Origin of the sequence: Streptomyces sp. NBC_00285 (assembly GCF_036174265.1) — a bacterium.
In the GTDB taxonomy this organism is placed as follows: domain Bacteria; phylum Actinomycetota; class Actinomycetes; order Streptomycetales; family Streptomycetaceae; genus Streptomyces.
Genome location: NZ_CP108055.1, coordinates 3,514,070 through 3,530,286, shown reverse-complemented (window position 1 = coordinate 3,530,286; position 16,217 = coordinate 3,514,070). Strand labels below are relative to the sequence as shown.

15 protein-coding genes and 3 pseudogenes are annotated in these 16,217 nt (G+C 69.4%); 7 read left to right on the top strand and 11 right to left on the bottom strand.

The features are described 5' to 3' along the window. The first annotated feature begins 23 nt into the window (after positions 1 to 23). Both OHT57_RS16270 and OHT57_RS16265 read left to right on the top strand, forming a co-directional pair. Positions 24 to 1,481 carry an APC family permease gene (locus OHT57_RS16270; protein ID WP_328747129.1) on the top strand — a complete coding sequence of 486 codons (1,458 nt, stop codon included), beginning with the start codon at positions 24 to 26 and terminating at the stop codon, positions 1,479 to 1,481. Next, a complete protein-coding gene (locus tag OHT57_RS16265) occupies positions 1,478 to 2,191 on the top strand; it encodes an IclR family transcriptional regulator (RefSeq protein ID WP_328747128.1) in 714 nt (237 codons plus the stop codon). Before OHT57_RS16270 ends, OHT57_RS16265 begins: the two co-directional genes overlap by 4 nt. Positions 2,192 to 2,203: 12 nt before the next feature. On the opposite strand, the pseudogene OHT57_RS16260 reads toward OHT57_RS16265, so the two are convergent. From OHT57_RS16260 to OHT57_RS16250, 3 genes and pseudogenes are all read right to left on the bottom strand, one after another. Next, positions 2,204 to 2,424: pseudogene (locus tag OHT57_RS16260) on the bottom strand (IS5/IS1182 family transposase); the annotation flags it as partial. A 650-nt stretch (positions 2,425 to 3,074) separates the two neighbouring features. Then, positions 3,075 to 3,188, bottom strand: a pseudogene (locus OHT57_RS16255) (DNA-binding response regulator); the annotation flags it as partial. 143 nt (positions 3,189 to 3,331) lie between these two features. Continuing rightward, positions 3,332 to 3,532, bottom strand: a complete 201-nt coding sequence (locus OHT57_RS16250) for a hypothetical protein (RefSeq protein WP_328747127.1) — start codon at positions 3,530 to 3,532, stop codon at positions 3,332 to 3,334. Between the two features lie 56 nt (positions 3,533 to 3,588). Between OHT57_RS16250 and OHT57_RS16245 the strand changes: the two genes are divergently transcribed. The 4 genes from OHT57_RS16245 to OHT57_RS16230 all read left to right on the top strand — a co-directional run bounded on the left by OHT57_RS16245 (position 3,589) and on the right by OHT57_RS16230 (position 6,016). After that, complete coding sequence (locus OHT57_RS16245; protein WP_328747126.1) at positions 3,589 to 4,323, top strand: MerR family transcriptional regulator; 735 nt, start codon at positions 3,589 to 3,591, stop codon at positions 4,321 to 4,323. Continuing rightward, positions 4,320 to 5,159: a hypothetical protein gene (locus OHT57_RS16240; RefSeq protein ID WP_328747125.1), complete on the top strand. Its 840-nt coding sequence runs from the start codon at positions 4,320 to 4,322 to the stop codon at positions 5,157 to 5,159. The genes OHT57_RS16245 and OHT57_RS16240 overlap by 4 nt, the downstream gene beginning before the upstream one ends. Positions 5,160 to 5,297: 138 nt before the next feature. Then, positions 5,298 to 5,681, top strand: a complete 384-nt coding sequence (locus OHT57_RS16235) for a type II toxin-antitoxin system RelE/ParE family toxin (protein WP_328747124.1) — start codon at positions 5,298 to 5,300, stop codon at positions 5,679 to 5,681. Then, on the top strand, positions 5,678 to 6,016 hold the full coding sequence (locus tag OHT57_RS16230; protein ID WP_328747123.1) for an XRE family transcriptional regulator: 339 nt from the start codon (positions 5,678 to 5,680) through the stop codon (positions 6,014 to 6,016). Before OHT57_RS16235 ends, OHT57_RS16230 begins: the two co-directional genes overlap by 4 nt. Positions 6,017 to 7,265: 1,249 nt before the next feature. On the opposite strand, the gene OHT57_RS16225 is transcribed toward OHT57_RS16230, so the two are convergent. From OHT57_RS16225 to OHT57_RS16195, 7 genes are all read right to left on the bottom strand, one after another. Then, positions 7,266 to 8,099, bottom strand: coding sequence for an enoyl-CoA hydratase/isomerase family protein (locus tag OHT57_RS16225; RefSeq protein WP_328747122.1), 834 nt, complete (start codon positions 8,097 to 8,099; stop codon positions 7,266 to 7,268). After that, a complete protein-coding gene (locus tag OHT57_RS16220; RefSeq protein ID WP_328747121.1) occupies positions 8,096 to 8,374 on the bottom strand; it encodes a hypothetical protein in 279 nt (92 codons plus the stop codon). Before OHT57_RS16220 ends, OHT57_RS16225 begins: the two co-directional genes overlap by 4 nt. A 397-nt stretch (positions 8,375 to 8,771) precedes the next feature. Further along, positions 8,772 to 9,434: a response regulator transcription factor gene (locus OHT57_RS16215; RefSeq protein ID WP_328482045.1), complete on the bottom strand. Its 663-nt coding sequence runs from the start codon at positions 9,432 to 9,434 to the stop codon at positions 8,772 to 8,774. Between the two features lie 108 nt (positions 9,435 to 9,542). Then, the gene (locus OHT57_RS16210; protein ID WP_328747120.1) at positions 9,543 to 10,697 is read right to left on the bottom strand and encodes a low temperature requirement protein A; all 1,155 of its coding nucleotides are present in this window, start codon (positions 10,695 to 10,697) and stop codon (positions 9,543 to 9,545) included. 72 nt (positions 10,698 to 10,769) lie between these two features. Next, positions 10,770 to 11,621, bottom strand: a complete 852-nt coding sequence (locus OHT57_RS16205) for an alpha/beta fold hydrolase (RefSeq protein WP_328747119.1) — start codon at positions 11,619 to 11,621, stop codon at positions 10,770 to 10,772. 52 nt (positions 11,622 to 11,673) lie between these two features. Beyond that, entirely contained in the window at positions 11,674 to 12,489 is an 816-nt protein-coding gene (locus OHT57_RS16200) for an oxidoreductase (RefSeq protein WP_328747118.1), read from the bottom strand. Positions 12,490 to 12,943: 454 nt separating this feature from the next. Further along, complete coding sequence (locus OHT57_RS16195; protein WP_328747117.1) at positions 12,944 to 13,954, bottom strand: alpha/beta fold hydrolase; 1,011 nt, start codon at positions 13,952 to 13,954, stop codon at positions 12,944 to 12,946. A 753-nt stretch (positions 13,955 to 14,707) separates the two neighbouring features. On the opposite strand from OHT57_RS16195, the gene OHT57_RS16190 reads away from it, so the two are divergent. Continuing rightward, positions 14,708 to 15,286 (top strand): TetR/AcrR family transcriptional regulator, encoded by a 579-nt coding sequence (locus OHT57_RS16190; protein ID WP_328747116.1) that lies wholly within the window; start codon positions 14,708 to 14,710, stop codon positions 15,284 to 15,286. 255 nt (positions 15,287 to 15,541) lie between these two features. Here OHT57_RS16190 and OHT57_RS16185 read toward each other — a convergent pair. Further along, positions 15,542 to 16,102 (bottom strand): annotated as a pseudogene (locus OHT57_RS16185) (CoA-transferase). Positions 16,103 to 16,217 lie beyond the last annotated feature (115 nt).

The window sequence follows — 16,217 nt, the reverse complement described above, 5'->3', positions numbered from 1 at the left end:
TCGCGCCGCTTACCGTGCCGCCCATGACGATCCAGACGGAGCAGCCCACGTTGCGTCCAGGCCCGCGCTTTCCGGGCCTGGACCGGCGCACCCTCGGGCCGATCCAGGTATTCGCCCAGTCGGTGTCCGCTGCCGCTCCAACGGCGGGGATGGCCGCCACGCCTGCGATCGCCGCATCCACCGCCGGAAGCGGCACGGTCTGGTCGTTCGTCATCGCCACCGTCGTCGCGCTTCTCATCGCCGGATGCATCGGGCAGTTCACCCGGCGCATGGCCGCCGCCGGGTCGCTGTACAGCCTGGCCGCCAAGGGCTTGGGACCCGCCGGGGCCTTCGCCTGCGCCTGCGCGCTGCTGGTCGGTTACGCACTGCTGGTCTCGGCGGCGCTCGCGGGGGCGGCGATCCACCTGCATGCGCTGCTGGGCCGTACCGGAGCGTCGGCCGGGGTCTCGGTGGCCGCCACGACAGTGCTGCTGGGCCTTGTCGTCGCGGCCTGCGCGGTCCGCGGCATCCGGCTCTCCGCCGGGGTGGTGCTGCTCGTCGAAGGGCTGTCGATCACTTTGATGCTGACGGTGTTCGGCCTCCTGCTCGGCGGCGACGTCTCTCGGCTGCCGACCCCCTCCGCGCACGCCGCGGAACCGGCCGGCGGCTTCGGCGGAGTGGCCGCCGCGGTAGTTCCCGCCCTCGCTGCCTTCATCGGCTTCGAGTCCGCGGCGGCCCTCGGAGTCGAGGCTCGCCGCCCGTTCCGCTCCGTCCCCCGCGCGGTGATGTGGACCGCAGGTGTCGCGGGCGTCATGTACGTGTGTGCGGCGGCCGTCCAGGTAAGCCTGACCGAGGACGCCCGCGTGCTGCCCCTCGGCGTCCTGGCTTCGGCACAGCGACTGCCCTGGGTATCGCCCCTGTTGGACGCGGGCATCGCCAGCTCCTTCCTGGCCTGCGCGCTCGCGACCGCCAACGCCCTGGTCCGGGTGCTGTTCTCGCTCGGTACCGAGGGCCTCGCGCCCCGTGGACTGCGCCGCACCCATCGCGTTCACCGCACTCCGCACCTCGCCATCGCGGTGGCGCTCCCGGTGACGACCGTGTTGCCGGCGGCCATGATCGGTGGCGGTGTCCCGGCCGAACGGGTCCTGGATCTGTTGCTCCAGGCTTCCACCGTCGGCTACCTTCTCGCCTACCTGCTGGTCTGCCTGGCCGTACCGCTCTTCCTGCGCAACATTGGCGAGTCGACCCCCGGGCCGGTGGCCGTCGCCCTGGCGGTCGTGCCGGTGCTGCTCATCGCGCTGGGGGCGTTCGCCGTCTCGGTGCCGGGCGGCGCGTTCGCCCTGACGTTCGCGGTGCTCGGCGCGGCGGCGCTGGCCTGGTACGGGTGGCTGCGCCGCCGCCTGCCCGACCGGCTCGCGGGCATCGGCGTATACGACGAGACGTCCATAGCCGACGTGCTCGACGACCACCCACGAACTCCCGTCCCCGGCCGGTTCAGATGAGCACCCAGGGCAACGCGCTGCACGTACTGGAACAGGTCGTGGCCGCCGGCCCCGGGGTGACCGCGAAGGAGATCTCCACCGCTCTGCGGCTGCCGCCCGCAACCACCTACCGCCTGCTCAACCTACTCGTGGCCGAGGAGTACCTGGTCCGCCTCCCCGACCTGCGGGGCTTCGCCCTCGGCCGCCGCGCCGCCCGGCTCTCCCTCTCCCAAGTGCCCGAACCCTGCGCCGCCGCCCGCGCCGTGGTCACCGCACTCAGGCACCGGGTGCGCTGGGGAGTTCACCTGGCCGCCTACACAGGCGGACGCCTCACCCTGACCGATCCCGATCCCGACCACCCGCCCACTGATGGCACCCTCCTCGCCCGCCACCCGCACGCCTCCTCCCTCGGCAAACTCCTCCTCGCCGACCAGTCCACCCGCCGCGCCGGAGCGCACGACCTGCGGCACCTCACCGAGCACACCATCACCGACACCGCTCGCCTCTCACACGAACTCGCCGCCGTATCCGACACCGGAGTCGCCAGCCAACTCGGCGAACTCCGCCTCGATCGCGGCTGCCTCGCCGTCGCCATCCGTAACCCCGCAACCAGCGTGCTCGTCGCGGGCCTCGCACTGTGCGCTCCACCCGACCGCATCCAGAAACTGGGCACCGAACTACTCCCGGTCCTCCGCGACCACGCAGACCAACTCACCCCGCTGCTCTCCTGAGACCGTGTCCTGAGTGGTGAGGCGGATGAGCCGTTTGTAGCAGCAGAGGACGGCGGCGAGTCCGAGAAAGGCCAGGTAGTTGCGGGGATTGTGTCGTAGCAGGGGCTCAAGCGTCGGTAACCGGACAGCCAGGACCGCGTCCGCTCGATGACCCAGCGGCGTCGCACTCAGCGTTCGCTGGACTCGACGCCCTTGCGGGCGATGCACCCCCCGATCCGCTTGCCGCGCAGCCAGACCCCTGCCCCCAACCTCGCCTGGAAAGGGACATCACCTCACGAACCACCCTCTGAAACCAAGACACATCCGGTGTGCAGCAAAGCCGGAAAGGGAATCCGCTGCGCATGGTTTCGAGACCCGCTCCTCAGCTAGGGAGAGGGTCCGTGAACCGAGTGCGCGTGCCCATCCGGGACGCGTTCTGGACGCAGGTTGGACACAAGGATCGGAAAAGACTGACAAGGGCCGAGAAGGGGCGAGGTGCCAAACCCCTTCTGAGCTGGGAAAACTGCCAAGATTGGCATTGATCGGCAAGGACCGCCAAGATCCCCAATGGACTCATAATCCGTCGGCCGTGGGTTCGAGTGTCACCCGCCCCACCTGTGCAGGCTTCTGACCTGCTGAAACGTTCATTTTTGGGTGGCGGATCGTCAACTTTGCCTGGGCGGACTGAATCCGCTGCTCGTGGGTTTGGGGTCCGGCGGCGTTCCGGGGGGATTCAACCCCTCTGACCTGCGGCGGAGTGGGTGATCGAGGTCGTCACTCGCCGGCCGGGCGACTCCCCGAGGGCCGATGCCAAGGCCCAGGGGCCGTACAGGGGCCGAGAGGGCGCAGCGGTGTCCAGGCCGGGCGACTCGTTGCCCGATTCACCTGCTGTGTGGGCACTAGCGGTGCGGCCGTTGGCCCTCGCGCGGACGGCCGTGAAGAACTCGTCGCCCGGGGCGTCCTTGAGCAGTTAACCCGCGCCCGCCTCGATGGCCGGCAGGGTGTTGGAGTCGGCGTCGAAGCCGACAATGACGGGACCGGCGTGGGGCTGCCCTATCGGCGCGACGGTGGCGAGGCGGCTGAGCTTCTGGCCCCCGGAGAGCACGCTCTCGTTTCCTGGGCCGCTACAACTTCACCGCCTCCACCCCGGCCGGCGGCGCCCTACGCCCGCTGCGCGACCCGGACATACTCGAACTCGACGAACTCGACGAACTCGACGAACTCGACGAACTCGACGAACTCGACGAACTCGACGAACTCGACGAGGGCGACGAGGGGTAGCGGGAGCGGACTCTGGCCAGATATGTGCGCTGACGAAGACGTACCACTCCGGTGTGTAGACGCGCTTGAATCGGTTTGCACCCGACGATGCTTTCAGCGCTTGACCTTGACGCAACGGCAGGGTTTCTACTGGCGGCATGCGAATCGGAGAGATCGCCGCGCTCGTAGGGCTCACCACCCGGGCGATCCGGCACTACCACCATGTCGGGCTGCTTCCGGAACCGGAGCGGCGCCCCAACGGCTACCGGGCCTACAGCGTCCGTGATGCCGTCATGCTCGCCCGGGTGCGCAGGCTCACCGAACTCGGCCTCAGCCTCGATGAAGTGCGCGACGCCCTCGCCGATGATGCCGGGCGCGAACTGGCCGAGGTGTTGGAGGAACTCGACGCCGACCTGGCCCGCCAGGAAGCCGACATCCGGGAGCGCCGCCGCCGGCTCAGCGCCCTGCTCGCTGAGCCGCCCGGCGCGACCGGGCCCGTCTCACCCGCCCTCGCCGCACTGCTGGCGCAGGCCCCCAGGACAGACTCTCCGAGCGCGGCCAAGGACCGCGAGTACCTCACGCTGATGGACGCCACCAGCTCCAGTAGCCAAGAGATTTTCGCGCTGCTCGGAACACTGGTCGCCGATCCCGCGGTCGTCGAACTGTATGAGCGCCTCGACGCGCTCGCCGAAGCCCCCGCCGACGATCCGCGGATCGCACCTCTGGCAGCTGACCTGATGGCAGCCGTCCCCGAGGAACTGTTCGCCGCAATCCCCGAGGACGGGGCGGTCGTGACCGGGTTCAAGGAGGCGCTGCTCGCCGAGTACACCCCCGCACAAGCGGAAGTCGTGGGCCGGCTCATGGACGCGTTCATGGAGAGGGGCCGGGGATGAACGGCCGACCAAGGGGCGTACGGGCGGCGCGGGTCGCGGTGGCCGCGGTGCTGCCGGGGGAACTGGCCCTGGCGGCCTGCCTGGTGGCCGGGGTCCGGCCGCCCGGGTGGGCGCTGGCGGGCGCCGAGGCGCTGGTGCCCGCAGTGCTACTGCTGGAAGCCTGGGTGCTGCGCTCGCTGTACGTGGCCGCGCGCACCCGCGGCGCGGACCGCCGGGCGGCGCGGCGGGTCGCCGTACAGGAGGCGGTGCCGGTGACCGTCCGGCGCCTGGTCCTCCACGAGCTACGCGCCCTCGCCTCCCTGGGGCGGTGGGTCCGGCGCGGCACGCACGGGGTGCGCCCCGGGGACCTCGCTGCCGCGTACACCGGGCCCCAAACCGCGATGATGTACGGGCTGCTCTTTGTCATGGTCGTCGAGACGGTGGGCCTGGCCTTCCTCATCCCTTGGCCAGTGGTCCACCGGGTGATCCTGGTACTCGACCTGTACGGCGTCCTCCTCGTACTGGCCCTGCACGCCGCCTGCGTCACCCGGCCGCACGTCGTGCGCCCCGACGGCTCTCTGCGGATCCGCTACGGAGCCCTCTTCGACCTCGCCGTACCGCCGGACGCGGTCGCCTCGGTCCGCGTCGACCGGCGCTACCCCGAAGGCCACCTGGTCACCCTCTCCGAAGACGGGGTCCTCGACCTGATCGTGGGCAGCCAGACCTCGGTGACCCTGAAGTTGAACCGGCCACTCCCCTTCACCCGCCCGCTCGGCGCATCGGAAGAGGCTCACACCATCCGCTTCCACGCCGACGACCCGCGCGCACTGGTCGGCGCACTCCGTCAGCCCGCCTGAGCACACAGGTTGGTCTTCGCCGAGACGTGACGCCCGGCAAGGTGCTCCCTTTTGGCTGACCGGGCTGGCCTGGTCCCACGTCTGTCATTATGACGTCAGTGGCGTATGCTGCCAGTGTAATAAATAGCAGATGGGGGCATGTGTAGGGCTTGGGAGATCGTTGTGGTCGAGCCAGCTCTTTCGTGGCTTCACAGCCTGCGCCGTACTGACCGCGACACCCTGATTCAGGTCAGCCAGGCTGTCACTGCCCTTCAGGAGGAAGGTCCCGCGCTAGGCCGCCCTCTGGTGGACACGATCAAGGGCTCGGCGCTGTCCAATCTCAAGGAGCCCCGCCCCGGCTCGGCAGGAGCCACGGAAGTGCGGTTGCTGTTCGTGTTCGACCCGGACCGCCAGGCCGTGATCCCGGTCGGCGGTGACAAGGCGGGCAACTGGACCGGCTGGTACCGCGTCGCGGTGCCCCAGGCGGAGCAGGCGTATGCGGAACATCTGAAGCGAATCGATGGAGAGGACGGGGCACGATGACTGATCACCTCAAGGACCCGCAGGCCGTCTCCTGGGGAGACCTGGCCGAGGACTTCGCCTTCACCGATGCCGAAAAGGATCAGGTTCAGAAGGGAGCTCAGGCGATGGTCCTGGCCTCTCGTGTGCACCGCCTCGCCGAGTTGCGGAAGCGGCAGCACGCCACACAGGTCCAGGTTGCCGAAGCCATGGGTGTCACCCAGGCTCGCGTCTCACGCATCGAGAAGGGGCAACTGGAGCGCAGCGAGGTCGACACCCTCGCTGCCTACGTCAAGGCGCTCGGCGGCAAGCTGAAGATCGTCGCTGATTTCGGTGACGAGACCTACGTCCTCGGCTGACCCGACCGATCGACAAGCTGTGACCCAGGTTCACGCGCAGTCCCGGGGGCACGCTCCTCGGCTGGACTGGGCGGACGCGGCTGATGCTGTGGTAAGCGTCCAACTCATCGGCCCCCAGGGGCCATTGAGGGGCCGCAAGGACAGGAACAGCTCGACAAGCACTGCACAGGGCTGACACTGACCAGCACGTCTGACCTGCAAGAACGGCCTGAATGGGCACTGATCGGCAAGGACCGCCAAGATCCCCAAAGGACTCATAATCCGTCGGCCGTGGGTTCGAGTCCCACCCGCCCCACCTGTGCAGGCTTCTGACCTGCGGAAACGTTCCTCGTGAGGTGTCGGAGCGTCAACTGTCGCTCAACGGACTGAATCCGCTGCTCGCGAGTTCGGAGTGGGGTGAGGATCTTGCTCCCTCGCCGGGCAAGCGTCGCGCTGACCTGCGGGAATGCTGACGAGCGAAGCTTGAGCCGACGAGTCGGCAACATCTTCTCGACCTCATTTTCATGATCGTAGGGACGTGTTGGGGACGCGGGGTTTCAGTGGGGCCGTCGGCCTCCGTCCGCAGGCTCTTCGTTCAGCGTCCGGAAGGCCTCCGGCCGGGGCTGCCTACCGGATTCGACCACAGCTTCGAGGAGCCTGATCGCACCGGCACCAGGACGTGAGGGGCTGGTGCGCGCGGACGGAAACTGCCCGAATTGAAACGGCCCAGGTGTTCCGATGAGTGGCTCGACCGCGGGGCCGCCGTCGCTCACGCTGTGATGCGGTCCCCAGAGGCATGGCGCGCCGACGCCGGTGGCGAGGGTGCCCAGCAGGATCCGGAGCGCGGTTTCGGGTAGAAGCGGTGGGAGGCGGACCCCGAGGTAGCCGGGAGTTCTCGACTTCGGTGGTCGTGGTCAGCGAGCCACCGACGAAGATCGCGCCGCCGAAGACGAGCAGGCGGAACGCGGTGACGATCTGCTCGGCTCAGGGCCAGCTTGTGGGGGTTTTCAGTCTTCGGCGGCGCCGGCCAAGCGCGATCACGGCGCGCACGTGCAGGAAGCGGTAGTGCAGGGTCTTCGGAGTAACTTTGGCCATGGTGCCTGTGCAGGTGAGGAGTTGGTGCCAGCAGCGCAGGTCGGCTGCGATTGCGGTGCCGGTGAGGCATGCCCGGTTGACGCGCATCCAGCGCGAGGGGAAGCGGCTGAGGCTCTCGGGAGTCGGCTGCTGGGCGCACCGCCGTGGGGCGCCAGGGCGGTGCGCCGCGGCGCCACTATGACTGCTGGTTGATGAGCCCGGCGTAATAGCCGAGGTTCCGCTCGATCTCATCGAGACCGACCTCGGCGATGGCCTTGCCCAGCTGCGGCACGCGCGCCTGGAATCCCGGCCAATTGACCGACTTGGCGAACTCCGCCCAGGACGCGCGCAGGTCGGCCACCGGCGGCAGGGTCGACCGGTTGATCTGTGCCTTCGCGCCCAGGACGGACGCCCTGTCGAAGGACGCGATGCGCGCTGCCACGCCGTTGACGAGGTCATCGAGTTCGGCGTCGGGGACGGCCCGGGTCACCCATCCGTACTTCTCGGCGCGCTCGGCGTCGTAGTCCTCGCTGGTGAGGACCGCTTCGAGCGCGCGATCCCGTCCCAGCAGCCGAGCCAGACGGTCGCTGCCGCCACCGCCGGGGACGATGCCGATCGCGACCTCGGGCTGGCAGAAGACCGCCTCCTCGAGGCTGGCGTAGCGCAGGTCGAAGGCCAGGGTGATCTCGTCGCCCCCGCCCCGCGTACGCCCGCGGATGGAGGCGATGCTGACGAAGGGGGCGCTGCTCAGCCGCGTGACGAGTTCGACCCACGTCGGGGTCCCGTCCGCGCCGTTCAACGCCAGGAGTTCGGGCACCTGGCCGAGATCGGCGTGGTTGAAGAAATATCCGGGCGTACCGCTGTCGAAGACGACGACCTGGACCTTCTCGTCCCTGCTCAACTCATCGACGACAGCGAGCAGTTGGACGACACTGTCCGCGCCGACGACGTTCACGGGCGCATTCGTGAAAGTAACGCGGCGGATCTTCGGCGCCACGGTCTCGATGCTGAACATGCTGTGCTGCGTCATGCTGTGCTCCGGTTCTGAAGTGTTCGAGTGGTGGTGGGAAGGGTTGTGTGGGCCGGCGTGAACGCGCGGTGCAGGTACGCCGGCGGGAGATTCGGCCGTACGACCCGGCTGCGCTCCACGCTGGAGAACCGCGTCGCCAGCTCGGCCGCGAAGCGGGCCGGGGGAGTCCAGGCCGCGTGGACGTAGGCGAAGGTGCTGAACCGGCCGTCCGCGCGCAGTACGCCGGTCACCGCGTCGAGGATCCCGCGCTGCCGCCGTGCGGCATGACGGTCCACGGCAGACCGGACACGACGGCGTCGACCGGATGGGGGACGAGCGCCGGCAGGTTCTCGGCGGAACCGTGGACCACCTCGACGGTGCTGTCCCGGCACCGGTCCGCGAGCCGGCGGGCGAAGACGGGGTTGAGCTCGACCGCGACCAGCCGTGTCCCCGGTGCCAGCCGTCGCCGTATCGCCTCGGTGATCGCACCGTGCCGGACCTCAACTCCACCACGGCGTCGGCGTGTTCCAGATCCAGGCCGGTGGTCATGGCCTGCGCCAGTGTCGCTGAACTGGGGGCGACGGCGACGGCGCCGGTGAGCCGGGGGCGGCGAAGGAACTCGCGCATGATCGACATGTCCGAAACCTAGGGAGCGTCTGGGTCGTCGGAAACCATCCCGAGCGCCCGACGGGGTCACCCGCCAGGACGAACCAGTCCGCTCTCGTAGGCCATGACGACGGCCTGAATCCGGTCGCGAAGGCGCAGCTTGGTGAGGATCCTGGCCACGTGAGTTTTGACCGTGGTCTCGCCGAGGAACAGCTTCCCGGCGATCTCCGCGTTGTTCAGCCCGCGGGCCACCAGGCTCAGCACCTCGCGCTCGCGGTCGGAGAGCACGTCGAGCGTTGCGTCGGTGAGCGGAGCGAGGGCACCTGTGATGTAGCGGTCGATGAGCCGCCGTGTCACCGAGGGGGCGATGACCTTGTCGCCGCGCAGGACGCTGCGGATGGCCACGAGCAGCTCGGCGGTCGGCGCGTCTTTGACGAGGAAGCCGCTCGCTCCCGCACGCAGCGAGGCGTAGACGTACTCGTCGCGGTCGCACATGGTGAGGGCCAGTACCTGCGTCCGGGGCAACGCGGCCCGAACCTGCTCGGTCGCCGAGATGCCGTCCAGGCAGGGCAGCCGTACCTCCATGAGGACGAGGTCCGGGCGCAGGGTGAGCGCCTGCGCCACTGCCGTCTCGCCGTCCCCGGCCTCGCCGACGACCGTGAGGTCCGGCTGGCCGTCCACGACCATGCGGAGGCCGGCCCGCATCAGCTCCTGATCGTCGCAGATCAGCACGCTGGCCTTCTGCGTCATGGCGCCCGGCCAAGGCCCCGGCCGGCCCCGGTGACGAGGACGGTGTGAGTGGAAAGGTTCATGGAAGGCTCCGGTGAGTCGGTCGGTGAGCAAGTGCGTCGGTGGAGGTCAGCGCGGTGGGATCGGCTTCGCACGCGCCCTCCCCGGCTGATGGCGGTCTTCGAACGCGGCCAGCGCGACGACGATTGCGGCGGCGACGACGGCCGACAGGCAGGCCGGCACCGCCGTCGTGACCGCGCATCCGACGACCAGGGCGGACAGCGTGATCAGCCGTGCCGGGCTCAGTGCGTCGAACAGGGTCGCCCCGTGCCAGGTCTGCGCTCCGATGTAGAGGGCCGGCCCGCCGAAGAGGAGCAGGTTCGTGGTGATGCCGGCGTGCTCCACCAGATGTGCGATGACCCGTTCGTCGCCCGCGGCGGCGGCGATGATTCCGGCGACGGAGGCCATGAGGCTGATGACGCCGCTGCGCCCCGCCCGCATGGGGTCCTCGGTCTGCTCGTAGTGGTGGACGACGTGTTCTGAGCGGCTGAAGAACAGCCAGAACAACGCGATGGTGCCGGTGAGCGCGACACCGCTGGTCAGCAGGGTCATGGGCGCGTACGGCGCCGTGGTGAGCGCGGTGCCGGTGGTCATGATTGTCTCGCCGAACGCGATGATCATGAACAGTCGACCGCGTTCCAGCAGGTGGCCGCCGGCGAAGGCGACCTCTCGGGAGTCCAGCCTGCGGCCGGGCAGTGGATGCGCCGCCCAGGTGCCCGCCAGCTCGATCAGGATGGCGGCGGCCCACCAGGTCAGCCGCGCGCCGCCGTGGACCGCCGCGCCGATCAGCCACAGAGGTGCGGCCGCGACGAACCAGACCAGGACGCGGATGAAGTGCTCCTGATTGACCCGGTCGAGGCCGACGGTCAGCAGCCATACGGTCCGGCCGATGTGAATGAGCAGGAAGGTGGCGACGAAGACCCAGCCGGCGTCGTCGAAGGCTCGTGGGATCGCGGCGTTCATGAACAGCCCTGCGAGCATGACCCCCAGTAGCATCCGCCTGGTCCGCGGGTTCTCGGCCGGGACGAGGGTGACCGCCCAGGTGGTGTACGCCCACGCCGCATAGACGGCGAGGTAGAGCACGAGCGCCTGGGCGGTGCCGGTCCAGGTGGGATGTACGAGGAGCCGGTGCGACAACTGGCCGATCGCGAAGACGTAGACCAGGTCGAAGAACAGCTCCAGCGGCGTGACCTCCCGGCGCGCCGGGTCGCTGGTCACCTGCACGATGACTCTCCTCAGTGCGGGAGGCGTCCCGACTTTGTCGTGCCTCCTGTGGGGCCGGTGTCCGTGTGAACGTCAGTCGGCGAGGAAGGCGCTCACCTGGCGGGCGAAGTCCTTGGCGTGCTGGAAGAGGAAGGCGTGCCCGGCGTCGCTGTAGGCGACGAGGGTGGCGTGGGTGAGGTGCTGGACGGCGGTGTAGGAGGCCAGGGCGGGGATCATCGCGTCCTGCATGCCGGTGGCGTACAGGACGGGTTGCTTGATGGACGCCAGGTCCGCCCGCACCTGCTCGAAGGGGATCTGCGCGTCCTTGCCGATCGCGGTGATCTGGCCCATGGCCGCCGCCTCGGACACGTCGGGGTGGCCGGTGGCCAGCCGGGTGGCGACCCGGGCGAGGTGTGCGTACCCGGCGGCGCGCCCGGTGTCCGTCTCGGGGAAGAAGAGGAACACCAGGTCGTCCCCGGTGACCTCGGGCTTGGTCATGGTGGCCCGCACCTTGGGGTCCGGGTCGGGAGCGCCGGGCACCGTGCCGCCGGGGTTGGCGGCCGCCACGACCAGCTTGCGGACCAGGTGGGGCCGGGTGCGGGCGATGTGCTGGGCGACGGTGCCGCCCAGGGTCCAGCCGAGCAGGTCGACCTGCGTGAGGCCGAGGGCCTCGATGAACTCGACGGTGCCGTCGGCGAGTCCATCGACGGAGTCGCGTGGGGTGCCGGTGGTGCAGCCGGTGCCGACGTTGTCGAACACGATCACGTCGTGGGAGGCGGCGAGGTCGTCCAGGAACTCCGGGTCCCACCAGTCGAGGGTCCCGCGGACCCGGTTCAGCAGGACCAGCGGGATGCCGCCCCGGGGGCCGATGCGCCGGTAGGTGAACGTCGCGGAGGGGCCTTCCACGGTGAGGTCCTTCGCCGCGTCTGCCAGATAGGTGCTCATGGCGGGCTTCGCTTTCCTGTCGCTGCGTTTCATGACGGTCTTGTGGGAGTGGTCAGGCGGGCAGGCGGTTGAGCTTGCGCAGCTGCTGATCGAACATGCGGGAAGGGACGATGCGGCGCATGGTGCGCACGCGCCCGGTCATGGCGCCGGCGGTGTAGCGCAGCTTCGGCTTGGCGTCGGTCGCCGCCGCGACGATCTCCTTGGCGACGACGGCGGGGTCGTCGCCGTCCTTGACCGCGCCGGCCATGTACTCCTCGAAGACGTGGCGCTGCTTGGCGTAGACGTCCAGGGGCTGGTCGGGTCGCACGCTGGCGGCGTCGAACGCGGTGTTGGTCCAGGCGGGTTCGACGAGCAGGGACCGAACGCCGTACTCGCGGAGCTCGTGGTCGACGGACTCCGAGTAGCCCTCGACGGCGTGCTTGGAGGCGGCGTAGACCGCCATGTAGGGCTGCGGCATGAAGCCGACGATGGACGAGATGTTGACGATCCGTCCGCTGCGCTGGGCGCGCATGTGCGGCAGGACGGCGTTCGTCATGCGGATGACGCCGAAGACGTTGATGTCGAAGAGGCCCTGCGCCTGCGCGGCGGAGCTTTCCTCGGCGGCGCCCGCCGAGCCGATGCCGGCGTTGTTGACCAGGACGTCGATCCGCCCGAAGCGGTCGATCACCTCACCGACCGCGGCGGTCACCGAAGCGTCGCTGGTCACGTCGAGGTCGAGGAAGGTCACGCCGTTGAGGGGGGTGACCTGCGAGGTGTCGCGGCTGGTGCCGACCACCTCGTGGCCCGCCGCCACCAGCGCGAGGGCGGCCGCCTTGCCGATGCCGGAGGACGCACCCGTCACGAGGGCTACCGGACGTGTTGTCGCCATTGTGGGCTCCTGATTCATGGACTGCTTCGTCTTTACGGGGGTGTGGGGGTCGCGGCGTCGGACGCGGACGCCCGTCATGCCGAGGTACGTCGCCGTCGCCGCAACCTCCAATCAGTTTCACCAATGTATCAACTTTTCATTCAAAGGCAACATGAGAGCATCAATTAAAAAGACATCCGTAGCGTTCACGTATCTCTTACGGAGGGTCACGACGTCAGCGGGTCCCCCCCCCGGAGGGCCCGCACCGCACCCGAGGAGCGCCCGCTCGAGCACTGTGGGAGGCATGCCTCTGTGTCGGTGCCCGCCCTGCTGCGGCCCTCCGGATGGACCAGGTCGGCGGCCCGTTGCGCGGCGATGCCCCGCCGGGCTCGGCTCCGGCGGGGCATCGGGCATGGGGCCGGTCTGCGGTCACCGCTCCTGTCGGCGCCGGCGACCGTCTCAGGGGGAGGGGCCGTCAGTGGTCGAGGAAGGCGTTCACCTCGGTGCCGAACTTGACGGCGTACTGGTAGAGGAAGCCGTGGCCGGCGTCCGGGTAAATGTGCAGCTGCGCGTTGGGGAGGTACTTGGCCAACAGGTGGGAGTTCTTGGCGGGCATCAGGATGTCGCTCTCGCCGTCGGCGACCAGAGTCGGCTGGAAGAGGGCGTTCAGGCGCACCAGCTTGGACTTGTCGGGGATGCCCCACTCGGACCACGCGGTGAGCTGGCGGTCGCGGGTGGCGAGGCTGGAGGGGGCGTCGGGGTCGGTGGTGCGCTGCCCGAGGCGCTGGAGGAACTCGCCTCCCGCGGCCTGGCTGGAGGCGGTGTTCTTGAAGAAGAGGAAAAGGTAGTCCTCGGGGCCCGGGTTGTCCTTCAGGGTTCGCTGCAGGATGTTCGGGTCGGATGCGCGCTGGTCCACTCCGCCCTGGGGGCCGGTGGCGGCCAGGACCACACGGCGGACCTGCCAGGGGCGGCGCAGCGCGACCTCCTGGGCGACCTCGCCGCCGAGGGAGAAGCCGAGCACGTCGTAGCGGGGCAGCCTGAGGGCGTCGATGAAGTCGATGGCGTCCAGGGCCATCTGCTGGACTGTGCTGGCGGTGGTGCCGGTGGAGCCGCCGACACCGACGTTGTCCACGAGGATGACCTCACGCTTGGCGGCGATGGTGTCGATGAGCTTGGGGTCCCAGCTGTCGAGAGTGCCGCGGAAGTGCTGGAAGAAGACCAGCGGCACGCTGCCCGCGCTGGGGTGGCCGAAGCGGCGGTACTGGTAGGTGACGCCGTTGGCGGCCTTGACGCGCAGGTTGGGGGCGGTGCTGGCGCTTTCCGCGTTCTGCGCCTGGGTGGCCGAGTGCCGCGTGCCGCCGGAGCTGGCGCTCACGGCATTGGCCATGCTCGGTGCCGTGGCGACGACAGCCGCGACGACCGACATACTGGCCAGCGCCATCGCGGTCCGCCGGGAGATACGGGTACCTCGAGTGTTTGAGGACATGCCAATTCCTTGAGTCGGGCCGGAGATCTCCCCCGGCGCGTTGAACCTGCCGTGCGCTCCGCGCATGCTCTGCGGGCGCGCGGGAGTTGGGGCTATTCCTGACCCGGCGACTTCGTCGAAAAGGGCTCGCCCCCGTACGCATGTGAAAGCCCCAACGGGTCCGGGGACCTCCCGCTTGGATGCAGACCGGAGGTCACGGACTGCGCGAGGGTGGGGGAGCTGGGAGCGGCGACGCCGGTGAGCCGGGGGCGGCGAAGAGACTCCCGCATGATCGACATGTGCTGAAGCTAGGGATCGGCAATGTCGTCGGGAGTCGTCCCGGGCGCTCGACTGCGTCATCCGCCAGGGTGAATCAGTCCGCTCGCTTGGGTCATGACGACAGCCTCTGTCCGGTCGGGCCCGAAGCGTCGAGAGCATGACAATTGCTCGGGTCATGACCGGAGGGCTTGCCCCGGAGTGGTGAATCTGTCGTGCGCCGACATGGTGAGCTGCGCGAGCCGGTGTCGCCGGCTTCCGGCCGCTGTCGCGACGCACCTGTCGAGTGGGCACCGGCGTGGAGGGCGAAAGCGTCGCCTGACCGGCGACTTCGTCGAGTCGTCGCCTGTCGGGAGGTGTGACGCAAACCCCGATATGTATCATCTATGTATCAGGTAGAGGTGCATGCGCGGCAGGGGAGAGTCAGTTATCGGGATACCCGTAGCGTTCACGTATCCTCTACGTGGGGACGAAGACGAACGAGACAGGGAGACCGCTATGGGCCGACCGCTGCGGGCAGATGCCGAGCGCAGTGTGCGTGCGATTCTGGAGGCGGCCGAGCGGGTCCTCGCCAACGACGCCGGTGCCTCCATGGAGCAGATCGCCGAGGCGGCGGGGCTGACCAGGATCACGGTGCACCGCCGGTTCGCGAATCGGCAGGCGCTGCTGGAGGCGCTCGCCGTCTCCGCGAAGCAGCAGCTCCTCGACGCCATCGGGGAAGCCCGGCCCGACTCCGCCCCCGCGCTCGTGGCCCTGTACCGGGTGACCGCGAACGTCCTGCGGGTCAAGGACACCTGGCGCTTCACCCTCAGCCACGCCACGCCCCATACCAGCGCCGCAGCCGCCATCTGGGAAGAGATCGACACCTACACCCTCGAACTCCTCGCACGAGCGCAGAACGAGGGACTCCTCGCCCCGGACGCGGACCTGGACTGGACGCGGCAGGTGTATTACGCCCTCCTGAGCGAAGCCCTCGACAGGCCGGGCGCCGACCAGGATTCAGCCGCGCAGGACCCGGACGCGCTGGCCGCACTCGTCATCGACACACTCCTGCACGGCGCGGGACCACGCGGCTGAGCCTCAACTGCTCGACAGGACGCCGGATCCACCGACCGACCGTCAGCACCGTCGAAGCGTGTCGACGACCCTCACTCACACCTGGCGGCGCTGGTTGGCCTGCGTAGCCACGCGGACGCGCGGGACGATCCCCACGGCAGCCCCCGTTTCGGCCTGCTGGGTTCCGGTGCCGTATGAGGTAGGCGCCCTCGGCTGCCTGGGGAGTCGCCCCTGGCCAGGCAGCGGGTCGGCCTACGCTTTACGCGGTCGAGGGGCTCAGGTCCAGGCAGGCGCCGGGATCGGTGGTCCCGTACGTTCGCGGACGTCCGAGAGGGCCACTCCGGGGGCGAGTTCGACCAGGGACAGGCCGTCGGCCGTGATGTCGAGGACGGTGAGGTCGGTGATGATGCGGTGGACGCAGGCCTGTCCGGTCAGCGGGAGGGTGCACTCGTTGACGATCTTCGGGGAGTCGTCCCTGGCGGTGTGTTCCATGAGGACGATGACCTTGCGGGCGCCGTGCACCAGGTCCATGGCGCCGCCCATACCCTTGATCATTTAGCCGGGTACGGTCCAGTTGGCGAGGTCACCGACCGCGGAGACCTGCATGCCGCCCAGCACGGCGACGTCGATGCGGCCGGCCGCCAGCAGGATGCCGAGCCCCCGGCCGTCCACGCCGCAGTTGTTGGAGGCCACACGCAGTCCGCCGGCGCCCTGGGCGTACAGGGCGTCGATGAGGACGGTGGGGATGCCGCACAGCCCGAAGCCGCCCACCGCCAGCGAGGCCCCTTCCGGTATGTCGGCGACCGCGTCGGCGGCCGAGGCCATGACCTTGTCCACGTTGTGCATGCCTTTCTCCCGGTGCCGGGCACTGTGTCGGGCACCGGGGTTTGGCAGAGGCGGGTTGTTCAGGGGCGGAGGCAGCAGACGGGGGAGAGCCGTCGCTCCGGCCCGC

Bases quoted from the DNA above. Each gene is read 5' to 3' on its own strand.
- OHT57_RS16270 (WP_328747129.1), top strand. From the start codon at position 24: ATGACGATCCAGACGGAGCAGCCCACGTTGCGTCCAGGCCCGCGCTTT.
- OHT57_RS16240 (WP_328747125.1), top strand. From the start codon at position 4,320: ATGAACGGCCGACCAAGGGGCGTACGGGCGGCGCGGGTCGCGGTGGCC.
- OHT57_RS16190 (WP_328747116.1), top strand. From the start codon at position 14,708: ATGGGCCGACCGCTGCGGGCAGATGCCGAGCGCAGTGTGCGTGCGATT.
- OHT57_RS16195 (WP_328747117.1), bottom strand. From the start codon at position 13,954: ATGTCCTCAAACACTCGAGGTACCCGTATCTCCCGGCGGACCGCGATG.
- OHT57_RS16265 (WP_328747128.1), top strand. From the start codon at position 1,478: ATGAGCACCCAGGGCAACGCGCTGCACGTACTGGAACAGGTCGTGGCC.
- OHT57_RS16215 (WP_328482045.1), bottom strand. From the start codon at position 9,434: ATGACGCAGAAGGCCAGCGTGCTGATCTGCGACGATCAGGAGCTGATG.
- OHT57_RS16205 (WP_328747119.1), bottom strand. From the start codon at position 11,621: ATGAGCACCTATCTGGCAGACGCGGCGAAGGACCTCACCGTGGAAGGC.
- OHT57_RS16230 (WP_328747123.1), top strand. From the start codon at position 5,678: ATGACTGATCACCTCAAGGACCCGCAGGCCGTCTCCTGGGGAGACCTG.
- OHT57_RS16235 (WP_328747124.1), top strand. From the start codon at position 5,298: ATGTGTAGGGCTTGGGAGATCGTTGTGGTCGAGCCAGCTCTTTCGTGG.
- OHT57_RS16225 (WP_328747122.1), bottom strand. From the start codon at position 8,099: ATGACGCAGCACAGCATGTTCAGCATCGAGACCGTGGCGCCGAAGATC.
- OHT57_RS16245 (WP_328747126.1), top strand. From the start codon at position 3,589: ATGCGAATCGGAGAGATCGCCGCGCTCGTAGGGCTCACCACCCGGGCG.
- OHT57_RS16200 (WP_328747118.1), bottom strand. From the start codon at position 12,489: ATGGCGACAACACGTCCGGTAGCCCTCGTGACGGGTGCGTCCTCCGGC.